This is a genomic window from Sphingobacterium anhuiense, assembly GCF_042686355.1.
Lineage (GTDB): Bacteria > Bacteroidota > Bacteroidia > Sphingobacteriales > Sphingobacteriaceae > Sphingobacterium > Sphingobacterium anhuiense.
On record NZ_JBHUPE010000011.1, the window covers coordinates 47,115 to 66,914 of the forward strand.

A 19,800-nucleotide genomic window follows, 5' to 3' on the forward strand; every position below is an offset into this window, starting at 1 on the left:
CCGATTTTAAATACGGTCTACTTACTGCATTCTAAAATATCAATAATATTGAAAATATAAAAATTTAATTTTGCAAAAAACAAATAATCAAAATTATATACTTAATCAAAAAAGTTAGATAAGGCTATTGCCAATTATTTTTATTCGGAGTAACTTAAAGAAATAATTTCAGCAGTAAAGTTTACGCTTAAATTACATTTACCCAAGGGAAACAAAAACAGGTCATTTTCTAATTATTACTAATAGGGAGGGTAGATAACAAAGTTATGAAATATTACGACGAGAACACATTAATTTACTTAGACGGATCGTACGTCAAAGCGTTTGCTACAGGTCTTGACCTGTATACTCAAGCTTTGCATTATGGATATGGTGCGTTTGAGGGTCTTAGGGCATATAACACCCACAATGGACCTCGTATTTTTAAAGCACTGGAACACTTTGAGCGTCTAGAGAAGTCATGTGAGGCAATCAATATACCATATACGTGGGATAATAGGGAGTTGATTGACCGTGCTTATGAATTATTATCCATCAACAATCTACGTTCAGCCTACATTCGTCCATTGGTATTCTCTGGATCCAACATGCACCTCACTTCATCAACTGAAGCTCGGATCATGATGGCTGCATGGGAATGGGGACCTTATTTAGGACAAAATCTATTAAAGGTTGAAATATCGGATATTCAGCGACCAAGTTCAAAAGCATTTCCGATTTCCTCAAAAATATCAGGCCAATACATCAACTCCATTTTAGCAAGCAGTAAAGCAATAAAAAATGGATATGACGAAGCACTGTTGTTAGATCAGGATGGTTATGTAGCACAAGCATCAAGTGAAAACTTATTTATTGAAAAAGATTTCAAACTGTATACACCGCCTATCCAGAATATTTTTCCTGGCATAACCCGAAAAAACGTCATTCTGATCTGTAAAAAATTAGGAATTGAATTAATTGAGAAAAGGTTGACAGTCCAAGATATCCACGAAGCAGATTCAGCTTTTCTATCAGGAACGGCAGCAGAAATAATAGGAATAAAACAAGTCGATCACATTATTTATAAAGAAGATTGGGAGCATACAATAGGTGCTTCTATACAAAGACGATATAAAAATTTAGTATTAGAGAACGAGAACTATGAAGTCATCATCTGATAAAGAACAAATCTTGAATAAATACAGCCGTACATTCACACAAGACGAAACACAACCCGCAGCAAAAGCAATGCTATATGGTATTGGTCTTACAGATGCGGACATGGAAAAAGCTCAAGTAGGTATTGCGAGTATGGGTTATGATGGAAATACCTGTAACATGCATTTAAATGATCTTGCGCAAGTTGTTAAAAAGGGCGTATGGGCAAGTGATTTAGTTGGTTTAACCTTCGGAACAATTGGGGTCAGTGATGGTATGAGTAATGGTACTGAAGGTATGCGTTATTCATTAGTCAGTAGAGATGTCATAGCAGATAGCATTGAGACAATCTGTGGTGGGCAATATTATGATGGATTGATTGCGATACCTGGATGTGATAAAAATATGCCTGGTGCTGTAATCGCAATGGGCCGTTTAGATCGCCCAGCAATAATGGTTTACGGTGGAACAATTGCACCAGGTCATTATAAAGGAGAAGATCTAAATATTGTTTCCGCATTTGAGGCTTTAGGGCAAAAAATATGTGGTAATATTTCCGATGAAGATTATGATGGTGTAATCCGTAATACATGTCCCGGAGCAGGTGCCTGCGGAGGTATGTACACAGCCAATACAATGGCTGCTGCCATCGAAGCTTTAGGAATGAGTTTACCTTATTCATCATCCAATCCTGCCGTATCGCAAGATAAAAAAGATGAATGTTTAGAAGCAGGTAAATATATCCGTATCTTATTGGAAAAAGATATTAAACCTTCAGATATCATGACACGCAAAGCATTTGAAAATGCGATCCGTGCGATCATCATATTAGGAGGAAGTACAAATGCAGTTTTGCACTTTATTGCAATTGGTAAATCCGTTGGAGTAGATATCACACAGGATGATTTCCAACGTATGTCGGATGAAACACCGGTTTTAGCTGATTTTAAACCATCAGGTAAATACTTAATGCAAGATTTACATCAGTACGGTGGAATCCCTGCAGTTTTAAAATATTTATTAAACGAGGGATTACTACATGGTGACTGTTTGACTGTAACAGGAAAAACATTAGCTGAGAATTTAGCAGATGTGAAATCCGTAATAGATTATGATCAAAAGATCATTCATAAACTAGCCGATCCTATTAAAGCAAATGGCCATTTACAGATTCTATATGGAAACTTAGCCGAGAAAGGTTCTGTCGCAAAAATTTCAGGAAAAGAAGGAGAGAAATTTGTCGGGCCCGCACGTGTATTTGATGGAGAGCAAGATTTAATCGCAGGAATTTCTTCAGGTCGTGTCAAAAAAGGAGATGTAGTGGTTATTAAAAATGAAGGACCTGTTGGGGCACCAGGAATGCCAGAAATGCTCAAACCTACTTCAGCTATTATTGGTGCAGGATTAGGTAAGTCCGTCGCATTAATCACAGACGGAAGATTCTCTGGAGGTACGCATGGTTTTGTCGTGGGACACATTACCCCTGAAGCGTATAAAGGAGGTTTGATCGGATTAGTAGAGGATGAAGATATCATTGAAATCGACTCGGTCAACAATACACTAAACTTAAAAGTCGATGAAGCAACAATTGCTACTCGACGCGCAAAATGGAAACAACCAGCATTGAAAGTAACAAAGGGAGTACTTTATAAATATGCCAAAACTGTTGCTGACGCTTCAGAAGGCTGTGTAACAGACCTATAAAAGCAAGACCGAATAATCAACACAAACAAAAGAATTACAAATCGAATAAATTGAAAATAATGAGTACGCTGGAAAAAACTGAAAGCAAGGAATGTACAAAGCAACCTCAACCCGTTAGTCAATTAACAGGTTCGCAGGCGGTATTAGAAGCCTTACTATGTGAAGGTGTTGATACCGTATTTGGATATCCTGGAGGAGCGATCATGCCGATCTATGATGCATTATATGATTATAATGAAAAATTAACTCATATTTTGGTCCGTCATGAGCAAGGTGGTATCCATGCTGCACAAGGGTATGCAAGAACCTCTGGCCGCCCTGGTGTTGTATTTGCAACTTCTGGTCCTGGAGCAACAAATTTAGTTACTGGTTTAGCCGATGCTATGATCGATAGCAACCCTATCGTCTGCGTCACTGGACAGGTATTCGCAAGTTTATTGGGTACAGACGCCTTTCAAGAAACAGACGTTATTAATATTACCGCTCCTGTCACAAAATGGAGTTACCAAGTAACAGAAGCATCCGAAATTCCGATGGCATTAGCAAAAGCATTTCATATCGCTAGTACAGGTCGACCTGGCCCCGTATTGATCGATATTACGAAAAATGCACAAATGGAATTATTCGATTATCAAGGTTATGAAAAATGTACGCACATCCGCTCGTACCGTCCATCTCCTATTGTAAGAAAAGAGTATGTACAGGAAGCTGCTGCTCTAATCAATAGTGCACAAAAACCATTTATCTTATTTGGTCAAGGTATTATTTTAGGTAAAGCTGAGCAAGAGTTTAAAGATTTCTTAGAAAAATCAGGCATACCTGCTGCAGCCACAGTAATGGGCCTTAGTGCACTCGAAACAGATCATCCACAACATGTTGGTATGCTTGGAATGCATGGTAACTATGCACCTAATGTGATGACTAACGAATGTGATGTTTTAATCGCTATCGGTATGCGTTTTGATGACCGTGTAACAGGACGTCTTGACAAATATGCAAAACAGGCAAAAGTAGTTCATTTGGATATTGACCCTGCCGAAATTGACAAAAATGTTCAAACAACAGTTCCTGTTTGGGGAGATTGTAAAGAAACTTTACCGCAACTCACTGAATTGATCGACAAAAAAGAACATACCGATTGGTTAGAACAGTTCAGAACCTTAGAAAAAGAAGAAATTAAAGAGGTCATCCAAAATGAGCTTCATCCAACAGGTGATGTTCTAACAATGGGCGAAGTGATCAATCTTTTAAATGAACTAACTGAGGGAAATGCGATTATCACGACCGATGTTGGACAACATCAAATGGTAGCATGTCGTTATGCAAAATTCAATCAATCAAAATCTAATGTTACTTCAGGAGGATTAGGAACCATGGGATTTGGTCTGCCTGCAGCAATAGGTGCCTGGTATGGCGCACCACATCGCGATGTTATTGCTATTATTGGCGATGGGGGATTCCAGATGACACTCCAAGAATTGGGTACTATCATGCAATTTGGTGCTAAAGTAAAAATCCTGATTCTAAACAATCAATTCTTAGGAATGGTTCGCCAATGGCAACAGCTTTTCAATGAAAAACGCTATTCTTTCGTGAATATTACTAGTCCAGATTTTGTTGCTTTAGCAAAATCATACTATATAGAGGGACAAAAAGTTTCAGAAAGAGATCAGTTGAAAACAGCTTTAAAAACCATGTTGGAGCACGATAGCGCCTACCTTTTAGAAGTAATGGTTGGAAAAGAAAACAATGTGTTCCCAATGGTTGCACAGGGAACTAGTGTTTCAGAAATTAGATTGAAGTAAAATGGAAAAACAAGAATATACAATCACGATTTATACAGAAAATTCTATCGGCATGATCGGTAGAATATCAACCATATTCTCAAGAAGAAAAATTAATATCGAAAGTTTAAACACTTCTCCTTCCGAAGTAGAAGGGATTCATCGCTTTACGATTTTAATTACTGAAATAGAAGAAGTAGTACGCAAATTATGCCGTCAAATCGAAAAACAGGTAGAGGTACTCAAAGCATACTACAATACTAACGATGAAGTAATCTGGCAAGAACAGGCTTTATACAAAGTTCCAACAGAAGTCATTACAGAAAAGGTGTACGTAGAAAGACTGTTACGTCAATATGGCGCATCTGCAGTTGTTATCCGCAAAGACTACACCGTCTTCGAAACCGCTGGTCATCGTGAGGAAATTGATAAGTTAACAGAAGAGTTGACCAAGTATAATTTAATCGAATTTGTACGTGGTGCACGTATCGCTATCATTAAAGAAAGTGCTGGATTTCATGCTAAATTAAAAGAATTTGAACGCAGAGAACCTTCTGAAGATGTCGTTGAAAACGAATATCTCGAAAAAGGAGATGATGTTTTCACCATGTAATGGCAACATTTCTTAACTTTCAAAAATTAGGCAATGTCCTATAAAATCATTGCCTAATTAAAAATTTCGATTAAAAAAGTAAAAAATGACACAACACATATTTGAATTTATTATCAGTAGCCGTAAAGGATTTATAAGATTACTAGATGATTTGACATTAGACGAATTAAATCTTATACCGGAAGGATTCAATAACAATATATTCTGGAATTTTGCGCATATCGTCGTTTCAACACAAACGTTGAGTTATGTTCGCACCGGTATCTTAGCAGATACGTCATCAGTAAAGTACAATGAAGACTATAAAAAAGATACTAAACCGACACGTAACGTGACACAGGAAGAAGTAGATGAATTGAAAGCATTAGCGCTAACAACCATCGGTCAGATTCAAAGCGACTATGAGAAAGGTATTTTTACGACTATCACTCCTTACGCTACAGCAACCTATGGTGCTGAGATGAAAACAATCGAAGAAGTACTAATCGCAACCCTGTCTCACGACAATTTGCATTGGGGATATGCCTTAGCACAACGCAAAGCAATTAGAAACAGTAAATAAAATAATCAACAAACCATCAATAAAGAAATTAACAACAACAATGGCAAATTATTTCAACACACTACCACTTAGAGATCAATTACATCAATTAGGTCAAGCAGATTTTATGGACAACAGTCAATTCGCTGACGGTGTAGATGCTTTAAAGGGTAAAAAAATCGTAATCGTAGGCTGTGGTGCACAAGGTTTAAACCAAGGTCTAAATTTGAGAGATAGTGGTTTAGACGTATCATATACTTTACGTAAAGAAGCTATTGAGCAAAAAAGAGATTCTTGGAAAAATGCTACAGATAACAATTTTACAGTAGGAACTTATGAAGAATTAATTCCTACTGCAGATCTAGTAATTAACTTAACACCAGATAAACAACATACTGCTGTAATCAATGCTGTAATGCCTTTAATGAAAGAAGGTGCTACATTGTCCTATTCACACGGTTTCAACATCGTAGAAGAAGGCATGCAAATCCGTAAAGACATTACTGTTATCATGGTAGCACCTAAATGTCCAGGATCTGAAGTACGTGCTGAATATGTACGTGGTTTTGGTGTTCCTACTTTAATTGCTGTTCACCCAGAAAACGATCCACAAGGAAAAGGATGGGCTGAAGCAAAAGCATATTGTGTAGGTACAGGTGGTCACAGAGCTGGTGTATTGAAATCATCATTTGTTGCTGAAGTAAAATCTGATTTAATGGGCGAGCAAACCATCCTATGTGGTTTATTGCAAACAGGTTCTATTTTATCGTTCGATAAAATGGTTGAACAAGGAATTGACGCCGGATATGCATCTAAACTAGTTCAATATGGTGTGGAAGTTATTACTGAAGCATTAAAGCACGGTGGTGTAAGTGGTATGATGGATCGTTTAAGCAATCCTGCTAAAATCAAAGCTTTTGAATTATCAGAAGAATTGAAAGATATCATGCGTCCGCTATTCCAAAAACACCAAGATGACATTATCTCTGGCGAATTCAGTAAAACGATGATGGAAGACTGGGCTAACGGTGATGCAAATCTATTAAAATGGAGAGCTGAAACTGGTGAGACAGCATTTGAAAAAACTCCTGCAGGTGATGTGAAAATTGCAGAGCAAGAGTACTTTGACAACTATACTTTGATGGTTGCTTTCATCAGAGCTGGTGTTGAATTAGCTTTCGAAACTATGGTTGAAGCAGGAATTAAACCAGAATCAGCTTACTACGAATCATTGCACGAAACTCCTTTAATCGCGAATACAATCGCTCGTAAAAAATTATTTGAAATGAACCGTGTCATTTCAGATACAGCAGAATATGGCTGTTATTTATTTGATCAAGCTTGTAAACCATTATTAGCTGATTTCATGAAAACAGTACAAACTGATTTAGTAGGTAAAAACTATAATGCTGGTAAAGACGCATCAGTAGATAACGCTCAGTTAGTGGAAATTAATGATATTTTACGTAATCATGAAGTAGAAATTGTAGGTCGTAAATTACGTCAAGCAATGACTGCAATGAAAGCTATAAAAACTGTTTAAATTTTCGTAATTTAGACTGCAAAAATTCGGTTGTTTTTAGGAAGTTCCAAAAAAACAACCGAATTAAATTGAAAAATTAACATTAGAGAAGAAAATGTCAAAAACATTAGTAGAAAAAATTTGGGATGCGCATGTCGTCAAACGTGAAGAAGGATTTCCAGATATTATTTATATAGACACCCACCTTATCCATGAGGTAACTTCCCCACAAGCATTCGATGGTCTGCGCAAAAGAGGTTTACCGGTATTTCGTCCCAACCAAACTGTTGCCACGGCAGATCATAATGTCCCCACTTTAAATCAGCACCTTCCCATCAAAGAAGAATTATCACGCTACCAAGTTGATATGTTGACTAAAAACTGTGCTGAATTCGGTATTAACCTATATGGTTTAGGTCACCCCTACCAAGGTATTGTACACGTGATTGGGCCAGAATTAGGGATTACATTACCAGGTAAAACTATGGTATGTGGAGATAGTCATACCTCGACACACGGTGCATTTGGTGCTATAGCTTTTGGAATAGGCACTTCTCAAGTGGAACAAGTTTTTGCAACACAATGCTTACTGCAACAAAAACCAAAAACGATGAAAATCGAAGTAAATGGTGATTTGCAAAAAGGAGTAGGCGCAAAAGATATTATCTTATACATCATTGCAAAAATCTCTGCAGCAGGTGGTACAGGCTATTTTATTGAATACGCTGGTTCGGCAATCCGTTCATTAAGTATGGAAGCTAGAATGACCATTTGTAATATGAGTATTGAAATGGGAGCTCGTGGAGGCTTAATTGCTCCCGATCAAACTACTTTCGATTATGTAAAAGGACGTGAATTCGCTCCTAAAGGAGAAGAATGGGATAAAGCATTAGCATATTGGAAAACATTATATTCTGATGATGACGCACAATTTGATGCTGTATTAGAATTTGATGCAGCAGATATCGCACCGATGATCACCTATGGTACTAATCCAGGAATGGGGATGGGCATTACAGAAAGTATTCCAGCCACACAGTCACAACCTGAATCAGAACAGCCATCTTATCAAAAAGCACTCAACTATATGGGCTTTGCTGATGATGCTCCAATTTTAGGAAAACCAGTAGATTATGTCTTTATTGGAAGCTGTACAAACTCCCGTATCGAAGATTTACGTGAAGTTGCTGCATTTGTTCAAGGAAAACAAAAAGCAGAACAAGTAGAAGTTTGGATCGTTCCCGGCTCAAAACAAGTTGAAAAACAGGCAATTGAAGAAGGATTAGATAAAATTTTCGAAGCGGCAGGATTTCAATTACGTGAACCAGGCTGTTCAGCATGTCTAGGCATGAATGAAGATAAAATTCCTGCAGGAAAATACTGTGTTTCAACATCAAATAGAAATTTTGAAGGACGTCAAGGACCTGATGCCCGCACGATGCTGGTATCACCTTTAACTGCTGCAGCGGCAGCTGTAACAGGTAAAATTACCGATGTTAGGGAGTTGATATAATCTAATTGCTAATAGTAGCTGTTCTTAAATAACTTTTAAAAATGTGCCAAATTTGTCAGACAGTCGCAGTCACCGAAAATAAAGTGATTCAACGTGAAGAGCAAAGTGCAAACGCAATCTTTAATCAAAGAACGTTGGAAAAAGATTATCATACATTGAAATCTGCTCTAAAACCAGGATTAAGAGTTTTGGATATCGGTTGTGGAACAGGTGCGATCACAAAAGATATCGCAGCCATAGTCGGCCCATCAGGTGCTGTTGTTGGAATTGATAATACAGAGTCTTTTATTACGGAAGGAAAAAATCTATTTGGTAGTATCCAGAATCTAGAATTGATTCATTGTGATTTACTAGATTTTGACAGCATCGAAAAATTTGACCTGATCGTTTCAGCACGTACTTTTCAATGGATTTCAACACTAGATAAAGCGATTGATAAATTGAAAACGTTATTAAAACCCAATGGGCAAGTATCGATATTAGATTATAATCATGAAGCCATCGATTGGACTCCAAAAATACCCAGAAGTATGGAACATTATTATCACATGTTTTTGATGTGGCGAAATGATGCTGGTATGAACAATAGGATCGGATACGATCTGGATGAGATTTTTGAAGAACATGGTTTTGGTCAAATCGAAGTCTTTAACGCCGATGAACATTATGAGCGCAACAACCCATTACACCTAGACAATTTAAAAATATGGTCGCAGGTAGCCAACTCAAAACAAATGGTAGAAGAAGGATATGTGAGCGATCAAGAACGTTTAGATGCTATTAAAGATTACAACAATTGGGCTGATAATTTAGCCGTCAGCATGACTATGAAGCTTAGAGAAGTTAGAGCAGTTTTAAAATAAAACATTGCACTGACAGCAACATAACACGAAAAATATCAAGAGCTTGAAACAGCTCACATATAAAGTGAAACGAGTTGTTCATTGATACAGTTAAAGACAGATACTCGTAAATAATGAAGTGGAGGAAACCATCATGAGCAGAAAGTGGCTCAAAAAGGAGATAAATACTCTTCTCATGATAGCTTCATCACCATTAAATAACAAACCGAGTGAAACGAGTTCATTGATACAGTTAAGAACAAACACTCGTAAATAATGAATTAGATGAAACCATCATGAGCAGAGAGTGGCTCACAAATAGTTACCATTAAGTAACAAACCGAGTGAAACGAGTTCATTTATACAGTTAAGAACAGACACTCGTAAATAATTATTTAGATGAAAAAATTTGAAACAATAACAACAACGGTAGTTCCTTTACCGATTGAAAATATAGATACCGATCAGATTATCCCAGCACGCTTTTTAAAAGCGACTACACGGGATGGATTTGGTGACAATTTATTCCGCGACTGGCGTTATGATAGCGACAATCAACCCAAGTCTGATTTTGTAATGAACAACCCTACTTATGCAGGAAAAGTTCTTGTAGCAGGTAAAAACTTTGGCTGTGGTTCCAGTCGTGAGCATGCTGCTTGGGCTATCCAGGATTATGGATTTGATGTTGTGATCAGTAGTTTCTTCGCAGATATCTTCAAAGGCAATGCCTTGAATAATGGCGTATTGCCGATTCAGGTAACAGACGAGTTTTTAGAAACTATTTTTGATACCGTATTTAAAAACCCGAACACAGAAATTATCGTTGATCTAGAAAATCAAACCGTTACATTATCTGAAACAGGTGCACAACAATCTTTTGAAATTAATCCTTACAAAAAATCATGTCTTATTAACGGATATGATGATATTGATTTCATCCTAAACAACCAAAGTGCAATCGAAACTTTCGAGCAAACAAGATAATGATAGAACCTGTCGTCCATATTGCCAATTTAACTGTCCAGCACCAATATCATATGGTACTGCAGGACTTGAATTGGCAAATTGAACCAGGTCAGCACTGGTTAATCGGTGGTAGAAGCGGTACGGGAAAGACTACTTTGGCACAAGCAATTGCAGGCCATATTCCATACAGTGGACTTTTAAAAATTAACTTTAACAGTAACTCCCCTCTTCCTGCAGAAGTTTTATATGTTTCCAATTGGTATCAATTCACCAATTTAGAAGGCGATAAAAACTTCTATTACCAGCAACGTTACAACAAACATCAAACCAACGATACGTTAACAGTACAGGCCGAATTTCTACATTTTGCAAAAGAAAAACATTTGCAATTTGAAGAGGTAAAACCATACTTCCAAACTTTTGGGTTTGAAGATGTTCAAAACACACAGCTTATAGAATTATCCAGTGGTGAACATAAAAAACTGCAGTTAATTAAAGCGTTATGGCTAAAGCCACAAGTATTGATTATTGACCAACCCTATACAGGTCTGGATCGTCAATCTCGCCAAGAACTGAATCAAGCGTTCGATGATTTAGCACACGCTGGAGTGACTTTGATATTAATCAGTAATGATCAAACAGTGCCAACCTGTATCAATCATTTTGCAGAAATACAGGAAGGTCAGTTGCATGAGGTTTCTTCACAAGCAGCATTTTCACGAGAAAAAGAGCGCGCAAGAAAACCTCTTCCACATTTTTTACAGAAATCTCCACGTATTACTTCCCAAACCATGGTAAAAATGTCCAATGTGGATGTAAGATATGGTGAAAAAGAAGTACTAAAAACAATTAGCTGGGAAGTAAAAGCAGGTGAAAAATGGTTATTGCAGGGACATAATGGATCTGGAAAGTCTACATTATTAAGTTTAATCAATGGAGATCACCCTCAGGCCTATGCTAATGATATAGTTCTTTTTGGTAGACAAAGAGGATCTGGAGAAAGTATATGGGACATCAAAGCTCATTTAGGAATTATTTCTCCTGAAATGCATTGGTACTTTGATCAGTCAGCGAAGGTTTGGCAAAGTGTGGCTTCTGGTTTTTTTGATTCCGTCGGACTATTCCGTAATCTCAGTTTTGAAAACCAACAATTTCTCGATCAAGTATTGGATTTCTTTGATTTGAAAGAAGATAAAAATAAATTATTAAATACACTCCCCTTAGGCAAACAACGTTTAGCTTTGCTAGCAAGAACAGTGATTAAAAATCCTGAATTATTAATTTTGGACGAACCCTGTCAGGGTCTTGATTTCGAACAAACACAACATTTCAATGCAGTCGTGGATGAACTATGCACCTATGGAAAAACATTAATTTATGTTGGCCATTTTGAGACACAGCTACCGACATGCCTTGAAAAGAAAATCATATTAGAAAAAGGAATGGTTAAAACCATTGAAGATATTTTACAGTACGCATAACATGAAACTATCATGCCCACGCTACTCCCAACATACAGTAGCTATGCGCATGATAGCTTCATCATAAAACATAAAAAAACGAGTGAAATGGAGTCGATTATCCAGTTGAAAACATACACTCAAAAATAATTAATCGGATGAAAAAAAATATACTCGTTATTCCTGGTGACGGAATAGGACAAGAAGTAACTATTTGGGGTAAAAAAGTTCTAGAAAAAATCGGACAAAAATATGGTCATGAATTCAGTTTTGATGAAGCGATCATGGGGCACGTTGCTATTGAAGCTACAGGAAACCCATTGCCAGATGAAACCTTAGAGAAAGCAAAATCAAGTGATGCAATCCTATTCGGAGCAATTGGACATGCTAAATATGATAATGATCCATCTGCTAAAGTACGTCCGGAACAAGGATTATTAAAAATCCGTAAAGAATTAGGTCTTTATGCAAACTTACGTCCCATCTTGTTATTTGATGAACTATTAGATGCATCTAGTCTTAAACCAGAAGTATTAAAAGGTACAGATATCCTTTTCTTCCGCGAGTTAACAGGAGACGTATACTTCGGTGAGAAAAATCGTTCTGAAGATAATAATTTCGCTTCAGATCTAATGAATTATAACCGCTACGAAGTAGAACGTATAGCACGTAAAGCTTATGAAGCTGCTCGTACACGTTCTAAGAAATTATGTTCGGTAGATAAAGCAAATGTATTGGAAACATCCCGTCTATGGAGAGAAGTTGTGCAAGAGATTGCAACAGAATATCCAGATGTCGAAACTGAACATATGTTTATTGACAATGCTGCGATGCAATTGGTGAAAAATCCAAAGAAATTTGATGTGGTACTAACAGCCAACTTATTTGGTGACATCTTAACAGACGAAGCTTCACAGATTGCAGGCTCAATGGGTATGCTTGCTTCTGCATCTATTGGTGACGGTACAGGATTTTTTGAACCTATCCATGGTTCAGCGCACGATATTGCAGGACAGAATAAAGCCAATCCATTGGCATCGATTTTATCTGTTGCATTAATGTTAGATATTAGTTTTGGTTTACAAGATGAAGCTAAAGAAGTAACAGGAGCAGTTGCAGCAACATTAAAAGCTGGCTGGAGAACAGGTGATATTGCAAATCTAAATACACCAGCAGACAAAATATTAGGCACACAAGAAATGGGTGCTAAAGTATTAGAATTTATTAAATAGACTGAACAGAGTTTCTAAATTATAAACATAAAGCTATGTTACACGATCCAAATCATCTATACATCTTCGATACCACTCTTCGCGATGGCGAACAGGTACCAGGATGTCAATTAACTACTCCTGAAAAAATCGACATTGCAAAAGATTTAGAGAAACTGGGTGTTGATGTTATTGAGGCTGGTTTCCCAGTTTCTAGTCCCGGAGATTTCCAATCGGTTGTTGAGTTATCTAAGGCCGTAAATGATGTTATCATCTGCGCTTTGACACGTGCCAATGAAAATGATATTAAAGTTGCGGCAGAAGCCTTAAAATATGCAAAAAGACCACGTATACATACGGGTATCGGAGCTTCTGATATGCATATCAAGTATAAATTCAATTCCACACGCGAAGAAATATTAGATCGCGCTGTTGCGGCAGTAAAATATGCAAAATCACATGTTGAGGACGTAGAATTTTACGCAGAAGATGCTGGTCGTGCTGATTTAGTTTACCTTGCGCAAATGGTAGAAGCAGTTATTGCTGCAGGTGCTACTGTTGTCAACATTCCAGATACGAACGGTTACTGTTTACCTGATCAATATGGAGCTAAAATAAAATTTTTAAAAGAAAATGTTAAAAACATTGATCAAGCGATTATTTCTGCACATTGCCATAATGATTTAGGATTAGCAACAGCCAATTCCATTGCTGCAATCCAAAATGGTGCGCGTCAGGTAGAGTGTACCATCAATGGTATCGGCGAACGTGCAGGAAATACTTCATTAGAAGAGGTGGCGATGATCCTAAAAGTCCATAATCAGTCTTTCGGTAATTTAACTTCAAATATTGACAGTAAAATGTTCACTTACCTTTCACGTAAAGTAAGTGAAATGATGAATATGCCAGTTCAGCCCAATAAAGCAATTGTTGGCCGTAATGCCTTTGCTCACAGCTCCGGTATTCATCAAGATGGATTCTTAAAGCACCGTGAGACTTATGAAATAATTCGTCCCGAAGATGTCGGATTAGAAGAAGCCGGTATTATCTTAACCGCACGTTCTGGCCGTCATGCCTTAAAACATCACTTAGAACGTCTCGGTTACAACTTAGGGAAAGAAGCATTAGCGGAAACATACGAACGCTTCCTAATTCTAGCAGATGCCAAAAAAGATATTTGCGACGATGATCTCAGAAGTTTATTCGCAGAAAGCGTTTAATAATACAAAAACTTATTAAAACGTCATTTTGACAAAGAATAAATTCGCAAGTAAAAAGTCAAAAAACTTATTTACTTTTATTCTAAGTCGAAATGACGTTTTTTTATTTGAATAAAAAAACAATCACCTAATCACAATAAAACAAAATGAGTTTAGATTTTTCTAATTTACAAATCGACTCAGAAAGCACTTACCATCGTATCAAAGACGTCGTCAATCGCACTGCTTTGCAATACAACACTTATCTTTCTGAGAAATATGGCGCAGACGTCTATCTGAAACGAGAAGACTTACAAATTGTTAGATCATACAAATTAAGAGGTGCATATAATAAAATTATTTCCCTGAGCCAAGAAGAACAGCAGCGTGGTGTCGTATGTGCCAGCGCAGGCAATCATGCGCAGGGAGTTGCTTTCTCTTGTAAAAAGCTAGACATCAAAGGTGTTATTTTTATGCCAGGTCCAACACCAAAACAAAAAATAACACAAACAGAAATGTGGGGCAATGGCAATATTGAAATTATATTGACCGGAGATACTTTTGATGACTGTCAGAAAGCGGCTCGCATTTATACTGAAGAAAATAACATGACCTTTATCCCGCCTTTTGATGATCCCAAGGTTATTGAAGGACAGGGAACAGTAGCAGTAGAAATCTTACAAGACTTACCAGATGTTGATGCTGTTTTTATTCCAATCGGTGGCGGTGGACTTTCAGCAGGAACGAGTTACTATTTAAAAAACAAAAATCCCAATATCAAATGCTATGGCGTCGAACCTCAAGGTGCCGCTTCTATGCAAGCAGCATTTACTGTAGGAAAACCTGTAGAACTTGAAAAAATCAATAAATTTGTTGACGGAGCCGCTGTTCAAAAAGTGGGAGATCTGACATTCGAAATCAGCCGTCAGTATTTAGATGATATCCGTTCTATCCCAGAAGGAAAAATCTGTACATGTATATTAGAACTATATAACAAAGATGCCATCGTCGTAGAACCGGCAGGAGCACTATCAGTAGCGGCATTAGAATTTCATAAAGATGAAATAAAAGGCAAAAAGGTAGTATGCATCATTTCAGGAGGTAATAATGATATCAACCGTATGAGTGAAATCCAAGAATTATCACTCTTATATGAAGGATATAAACACTACTTTATTGTACGTTTTCCAAACCGCCCAGGAGCTTTAAAATTATTTGTATCAGAGGTACTAAGCCCAAAAGATGATATTACCCGTTTCGAATTTATCAAAAAAACCGAACGCGAGCGTGGTCCAGCCTTGATTGGTATCGAACTAAACAACCCGGCAGATTATCAATCTTTGTTACAAAGAATGACGGAAAACAAATTTGAATATATCGAATTAAATAAAGATCAAACCTTATTTGAGTACCTCGTTTAAGTACTTAATTAGAAAAAGTAAAAGGGGAATATGCAAAACACATAATCCCCTTTTTATATTAAAATTTATTTCTAGCCTTCTCCAAGTGCAACTATTCCTCATTTACGTTAAAACTATACCATACGATCTACCTATATATCAACAAAACTAAAATTGTGACATAGATATCTCGAAATACATGAAATCACTTTAAAAAGCTTACTATCAATTTTTTACTTTAAATTTTTATGTATATTTAATTAAAAAATATTATGAAAACAACAGCTATCTTATTTATGTTAACAATCATTTGTACCACTGTATTTGGACAAACTGATAAAAGTAAAAGACCAAGCCCACCCGATAGTGTTAAAGTCACTACTAGTGATGGTGTAACGATTGATGTAAACTACAGCCGACCTTCTTTAAAAGGAAGACAAATTGGTGTTGATATTGTTAAAGTAGGAGAAATATGGAGAACTGGTGCAAATGAAGCAACAACTGTAGCATTTGATAAAGACGTCCTCATTGAAGGTAAAAAATTGCCCAAAGGAAAATATAGCCTATATACCATTCCCGGAGAACAGGAAACAATTGTTATTTTCAATAAAACATGGAATCAATGGGGAACAAAATATGATCAAGCACAAGATGCATTACGTGTAAATGTTAGAAATTCAACAAGCACTACAGCACAGGAACAATTTAAAATTGATGTGGATAAGTCTGGTAAAATTGCATTAATATGGGGCGATCATTTACTACCAGTACAAGTCAAAGCAGCGCTCTAATTAAGAACTTCAAAAGATATCAAAGTATAAAATAACATTTGAAATGCGTTAAAAACGCATAAGTATTAAAAAAGCCAGATAAAAATTATCTGGCTTTTTACTAAGGGTTATTTGTTTTTTAAATATTTTTCCAAAAACCTATCCTGTTCCCACAATAGGTGGAAAATATTCTCCTTTGCAACATAACCATGTGCCTCACGCGGTAAAATAACCATACGAACAGGAGCTCCAAGATTTTTTAATGCTTGGAAATAGCGTTCCGTCTGTAATGTAAAGGTACCCGGGTTATTATCTGCCCCCCCATGTACAAGTAATAAAGGAGTTTTCATCTTATCAGCACTTACAAATGGAGACATGGTCATATACAGTTGTGGATCATCCCAAAAGTTACGTTGTTCGGTTTGAAATCCAAAAGGAGTTAACGTACGGTTATAAGCACCAGACCTTGCTATTCCGGCAGCAAATAAATTTGAATTAGATAATAGGTGCGCGGTCATAAAAGCACCATAAGAATGCCCCCCAACAGCAACTTTCTTTCTGTCAATATAACCTAAACTATCGACAGCATCGATTGCGGCCGCGCCATTCGCAACAAGCTGTTCAATGAAAGTATCATTTGGTTCCTGAGTACCCTCACCAACAATTGGAAATGCGGCATTATCCAATACGGCATATCCCTTAGACACCCAATAAATAAATGATCCATAGCTCGGATACGTAAATTCTTTCGGATTTGCCGTACTTTGCCCAGCAGTATTTTTATCTTTATATTCTCTTGGATAAGCCCAGATCAACAAAGGAAGCTTTTCCTTATTCTTAAAATCGTAACCTGCAGGCAGGTATAACGTACCTGAAAGATCAACACCATCTTTACGTTTATAATTCAAGATCTCTTTGTGTACTTTTTCTAAATCCGTAAATGGATTTTCCAACTGTGTCAATGCCTTTTGTTTTCCTGTTTTAATATTCTTTTTGAAATAATTTGGGAACATCGAAGCAGATTGCAGAGAAACCATCATTTCTCCCGTTTTCGGATCAATAAGCTGAATAATACGTTCTTGAAGATCTGATTTTTTAGCTGTGTAAAGTCTTTTTTTCTTTAAACTCTTTAGATCCAGCTCATCCACAAAAGGAAATTCTCCTTCCTTTGTAAATCCCTTCCCTATTAAAAACACTTTATCATTTTGGATAGACATCGGATACATTCCAAAGCTATTACGTGCCCTAAACACATCTCCCGGATCATTGTATATATCCTGGCTATTGCGGTCATTAATCAATTTTGACGCTCCAGAATTTGGATTAATCAAAAATGTTTTCACATTACGGGTATCATACCATTGCGAACTGACCAGTGCATATTGATCATTTCCCCAGGTGACACCGGCAAAGCGATCTTTGGTTTTTGTGATCAGTTTAGGTGATGAGGTAAAAGGAAAGTCCAATGTATATAAAGCATCACGGAATTCAACATCCTTTCCAGGATCACCGCCGTCCAAAGCCTCAACATAGGCTAAAGTTGCCGGTTTATCATCTCTCCAATGCAAATTCCGACGACCTGTACGTGTAGCAGAAAAACCCTTAGGCATAACTTCTATCAAAGGAACATCATTCACCTTCGTAATTAATTTCCCTGTCAGGTCGTAAATAGCTGTTTCCTGAGGAAATCTAGAATAAGGTACAATATAAGAATAAGGCTTTTTAATCGTATTCACTAAAATATATTCGCCATTTGGAGAAAAAGAGGTCCCGGCAAAAATTGCTTTATCAGTAAACTTTTGAACTGCACCATCTAGATCTACAATTTGTAATTCAGACTGAACCAACGTTTCAAAATTAGTCTCATCCTGTGGGTTTTTCAGCAAATCCTGATATGTTCGCAATTGCGACACCTGTCCATCACTTGTCGAAACAACTGGTCCGGTCGGCAAATCTTTTGTTTGGTCAATTAATTTTATTCTATTTACTGGTAGTGTTGAAATCAACAAACGTTCAGAATTACGGAACCATTTATAAGGTGCATCTAACAACGTATTCAACACATATGAAGTCAATTGTTTGACCTGCAATGATTTTAAATCTAAAATAAATAAAGCCGTACCAGTAGTATTTGTATTGGTAAAAGCTAATTTCGTATTATCTGGTGAAAACGATAAATTTGCTAGTGCGGGATCATCTGGCATGCCTTTAAAATCTGTAATCTCTTTATCATCAGCAATTTTCTTTAAAGAAAATTTATTAAAGAAGGTTTCTGCACTTTCAACATTTGTTGCCGGATTGATACGAAGACCGGCCAGCTTCATCTCTTCCTGCCCCAACTCTGCCAAAGACTTATAAGTAGGTCGATATAAAAATAAGATCCAATTATGATCATTTGACATTCGTATCTGTGGAGGGCGTATAAAATCAGCTAAGGCTAAAATTTCAGAAGAAGGTTTTTGGAAAGTGACATTCTCTTGAGCGGAGGCTTCCAGAGATAATAAAAATAGTAAACCGCAAAGTAATTTTTTCATATATATATTTTAATATAATAAGCTGTCAAAATATAGTAAATAATTAGATTAAACCAAGAAAGTGTAGTCACTTTATGACATAAATATTAGACTAAAAAAACATTCTTAAAATACAGATATTTTCTATCTTCTAAAGTTATCAACATTAAATTAATATTGATAACCAAGCGAATACAAATATTCCGCATGCGCAAAGCCCTATATCGATCATTTTTTTCCACCAATGTGGAAAAGTCAAATTACAGCTTCAAATTAAATTTATGATATTTGTTAGAGTTGGGAAATTAGGCTTCTCAAACTTGTTAAAATCATTCAACTCAACTCGCCTTCTTTTAGGAAGCGCGATTTTAAATTTAAGTATAATCATGGCAAGAATCATCAAATTCGAGAAAAACGATTGTGCACCTTGTGCGCAAGTATCTGCATATCTAGATCAAAAAGGTATCAAATATGAGTCTATCAACCCATTTGACCAACCGGATTTAGCTGCAAAATTTAAAGTTCGCACAGTTCCGACCGTAATCGTTTTGGAAAATGACGAAATTCAACACCGTATCATTGGATTTAAGCCTGAAGAATTAGGAGCGATCGCATTATAATAATA

Annotated in this window: 16 protein-coding genes; 15 read left to right on the forward strand and 1 reads right to left on the reverse strand. The window is 36.7% G+C overall.

The features are described from left to right. The first annotated feature begins 266 nt into the window (after positions 1-266). From ilvE to ACFS6I_RS20295, 14 genes are all read left to right on the forward strand, one after another. The gene (ilvE, locus tag ACFS6I_RS20230; RefSeq protein WP_380923322.1) at positions 267-1,157 is read left to right on the forward strand and encodes a branched-chain-amino-acid transaminase; all 891 of its coding nucleotides are present in this window, start codon (positions 267-269) and stop codon (positions 1,155-1,157) included. After that, the gene (gene ilvD, locus ACFS6I_RS20235) at positions 1,141-2,841 is read left to right on the forward strand and encodes a dihydroxy-acid dehydratase (RefSeq protein WP_380923324.1); all 1,701 of its coding nucleotides are present in this window, start codon (positions 1,141-1,143) and stop codon (positions 2,839-2,841) included. Before ilvE ends, ilvD begins: the two co-directional genes overlap by 17 nt. Positions 2,842-2,900: 59 nt before the next feature. Then, positions 2,901-4,646 carry a biosynthetic-type acetolactate synthase large subunit gene (gene ilvB, locus ACFS6I_RS20240; protein WP_132841071.1) on the forward strand — a complete coding sequence of 582 codons (1,746 nt, stop codon included), beginning with the start codon at positions 2,901-2,903 and terminating at the stop codon, positions 4,644-4,646. A gap of 1 nt (position 4,647) precedes the next feature. Further along, on the forward strand, positions 4,648-5,238 hold the full coding sequence (ilvN, locus tag ACFS6I_RS20245) for an acetolactate synthase small subunit (RefSeq protein WP_021191838.1): 591 nt from the start codon (positions 4,648-4,650) through the stop codon (positions 5,236-5,238). A gap of 85 nt (positions 5,239-5,323) precedes the next feature. Further along, entirely contained in the window at positions 5,324-5,800 is a 477-nt protein-coding gene (locus ACFS6I_RS20250; RefSeq protein WP_380923327.1) for a DinB family protein, read from the forward strand. A gap of 40 nt (positions 5,801-5,840) precedes the next feature. Next, the gene (gene ilvC, locus ACFS6I_RS20255) at positions 5,841-7,322 is read left to right on the forward strand and encodes a ketol-acid reductoisomerase (RefSeq protein ID WP_021191840.1); all 1,482 of its coding nucleotides are present in this window, start codon (positions 5,841-5,843) and stop codon (positions 7,320-7,322) included. Between the two features lie 94 nt (positions 7,323-7,416). Then, positions 7,417-8,814 (forward strand): 3-isopropylmalate dehydratase large subunit, encoded by a 1,398-nt coding sequence (gene leuC / locus ACFS6I_RS20260; protein ID WP_021191841.1) that lies wholly within the window; start codon positions 7,417-7,419, stop codon positions 8,812-8,814. A gap of 41 nt (positions 8,815-8,855) precedes the next feature. Continuing rightward, the gene (locus tag ACFS6I_RS20265) at positions 8,856-9,677 is read left to right on the forward strand and encodes a methyltransferase domain-containing protein (protein WP_380923330.1); all 822 of its coding nucleotides are present in this window, start codon (positions 8,856-8,858) and stop codon (positions 9,675-9,677) included. A gap of 378 nt (positions 9,678-10,055) precedes the next feature. Further along, the gene (gene leuD / locus ACFS6I_RS20270; protein ID WP_380923332.1) at positions 10,056-10,640 is read left to right on the forward strand and encodes a 3-isopropylmalate dehydratase small subunit; all 585 of its coding nucleotides are present in this window, start codon (positions 10,056-10,058) and stop codon (positions 10,638-10,640) included. After that, positions 10,640-12,103 (forward strand): ATP-binding cassette domain-containing protein, encoded by a 1,464-nt coding sequence (locus ACFS6I_RS20275; protein ID WP_380923334.1) that lies wholly within the window; start codon positions 10,640-10,642, stop codon positions 12,101-12,103. Before leuD ends, ACFS6I_RS20275 begins: the two co-directional genes overlap by 1 nt. A gap of 137 nt (positions 12,104-12,240) precedes the next feature. Further along, positions 12,241-13,314 carry a 3-isopropylmalate dehydrogenase gene (gene leuB, locus ACFS6I_RS20280; protein ID WP_380923336.1) on the forward strand — a complete coding sequence of 358 codons (1,074 nt, stop codon included), beginning with the start codon at positions 12,241-12,243 and terminating at the stop codon, positions 13,312-13,314. 35 nt (positions 13,315-13,349) lie between these two features. Further along, on the forward strand, positions 13,350-14,513 hold the full coding sequence (locus ACFS6I_RS20285) for a 2-isopropylmalate synthase (protein ID WP_380923338.1): 1,164 nt from the start codon (positions 13,350-13,352) through the stop codon (positions 14,511-14,513). A gap of 146 nt (positions 14,514-14,659) precedes the next feature. Next, complete coding sequence (gene ilvA, locus ACFS6I_RS20290) at positions 14,660-15,913, forward strand: threonine ammonia-lyase IlvA (protein ID WP_380923340.1); 1,254 nt, start codon at positions 14,660-14,662, stop codon at positions 15,911-15,913. Positions 15,914-16,164: 251 nt separating this feature from the next. Continuing rightward, positions 16,165-16,683: a DUF2911 domain-containing protein gene (locus ACFS6I_RS20295; protein ID WP_380923342.1), complete on the forward strand. Its 519-nt coding sequence runs from the start codon at positions 16,165-16,167 to the stop codon at positions 16,681-16,683. Between the two features lie 107 nt (positions 16,684-16,790). Here the strand turns inward: ACFS6I_RS20295 and ACFS6I_RS20300 are convergent, their stop codons facing one another. Beyond that, entirely contained in the window at positions 16,791-19,196 is a 2,406-nt protein-coding gene (locus ACFS6I_RS20300; RefSeq protein ID WP_380923344.1) for a S9 family peptidase, read from the reverse strand. 365 nt (positions 19,197-19,561) lie between these two features. Between ACFS6I_RS20300 and ACFS6I_RS20305 the strand changes: the two genes are divergently transcribed. After that, complete coding sequence (locus ACFS6I_RS20305; protein WP_021191847.1) at positions 19,562-19,795, forward strand: thioredoxin family protein; 234 nt, start codon at positions 19,562-19,564, stop codon at positions 19,793-19,795. Positions 19,796-19,800: the final 5 nt, after the last annotated feature.

Excerpts from the sequence above, each read along its gene's own strand:
- ilvE (WP_380923322.1), top strand. The coding sequence starts at position 267 with ATGAAATATTACGACGAGAACACATTAATTTACTTAGACGGATCGTAC.
- ilvD (WP_380923324.1), top strand. The coding sequence starts at position 1,141 with ATGAAGTCATCATCTGATAAAGAACAAATCTTGAATAAATACAGCCGT.
- ilvB (WP_132841071.1), top strand. The coding sequence starts at position 2,901 with ATGAGTACGCTGGAAAAAACTGAAAGCAAGGAATGTACAAAGCAACCT.
- ilvN (WP_021191838.1), top strand. The coding sequence starts at position 4,648 with ATGGAAAAACAAGAATATACAATCACGATTTATACAGAAAATTCTATC.
- ACFS6I_RS20250 (WP_380923327.1), top strand. The coding sequence starts at position 5,324 with ATGACACAACACATATTTGAATTTATTATCAGTAGCCGTAAAGGATTT.
- ilvC (WP_021191840.1), top strand. The coding sequence starts at position 5,841 with ATGGCAAATTATTTCAACACACTACCACTTAGAGATCAATTACATCAA.
- leuC (WP_021191841.1), top strand. The coding sequence starts at position 7,417 with ATGTCAAAAACATTAGTAGAAAAAATTTGGGATGCGCATGTCGTCAAA.
- ACFS6I_RS20265 (WP_380923330.1), top strand. The coding sequence starts at position 8,856 with ATGTGCCAAATTTGTCAGACAGTCGCAGTCACCGAAAATAAAGTGATT.
- leuD (WP_380923332.1), top strand. The coding sequence starts at position 10,056 with ATGAAAAAATTTGAAACAATAACAACAACGGTAGTTCCTTTACCGATT.
- ACFS6I_RS20275 (WP_380923334.1), top strand. The coding sequence starts at position 10,640 with ATGATAGAACCTGTCGTCCATATTGCCAATTTAACTGTCCAGCACCAA.
- leuB (WP_380923336.1), top strand. The coding sequence starts at position 12,241 with ATGAAAAAAAATATACTCGTTATTCCTGGTGACGGAATAGGACAAGAA.
- ACFS6I_RS20285 (WP_380923338.1), top strand. The coding sequence starts at position 13,350 with ATGTTACACGATCCAAATCATCTATACATCTTCGATACCACTCTTCGC.
- ilvA (WP_380923340.1), top strand. The coding sequence starts at position 14,660 with ATGAGTTTAGATTTTTCTAATTTACAAATCGACTCAGAAAGCACTTAC.
- ACFS6I_RS20295 (WP_380923342.1), top strand. The coding sequence starts at position 16,165 with ATGAAAACAACAGCTATCTTATTTATGTTAACAATCATTTGTACCACT.
- ACFS6I_RS20300 (WP_380923344.1), bottom strand. The coding sequence starts at position 19,196 with ATGAAAAAATTACTTTGCGGTTTACTATTTTTATTATCTCTGGAAGCC.
- ACFS6I_RS20305 (WP_021191847.1), top strand. The coding sequence starts at position 19,562 with ATGGCAAGAATCATCAAATTCGAGAAAAACGATTGTGCACCTTGTGCG.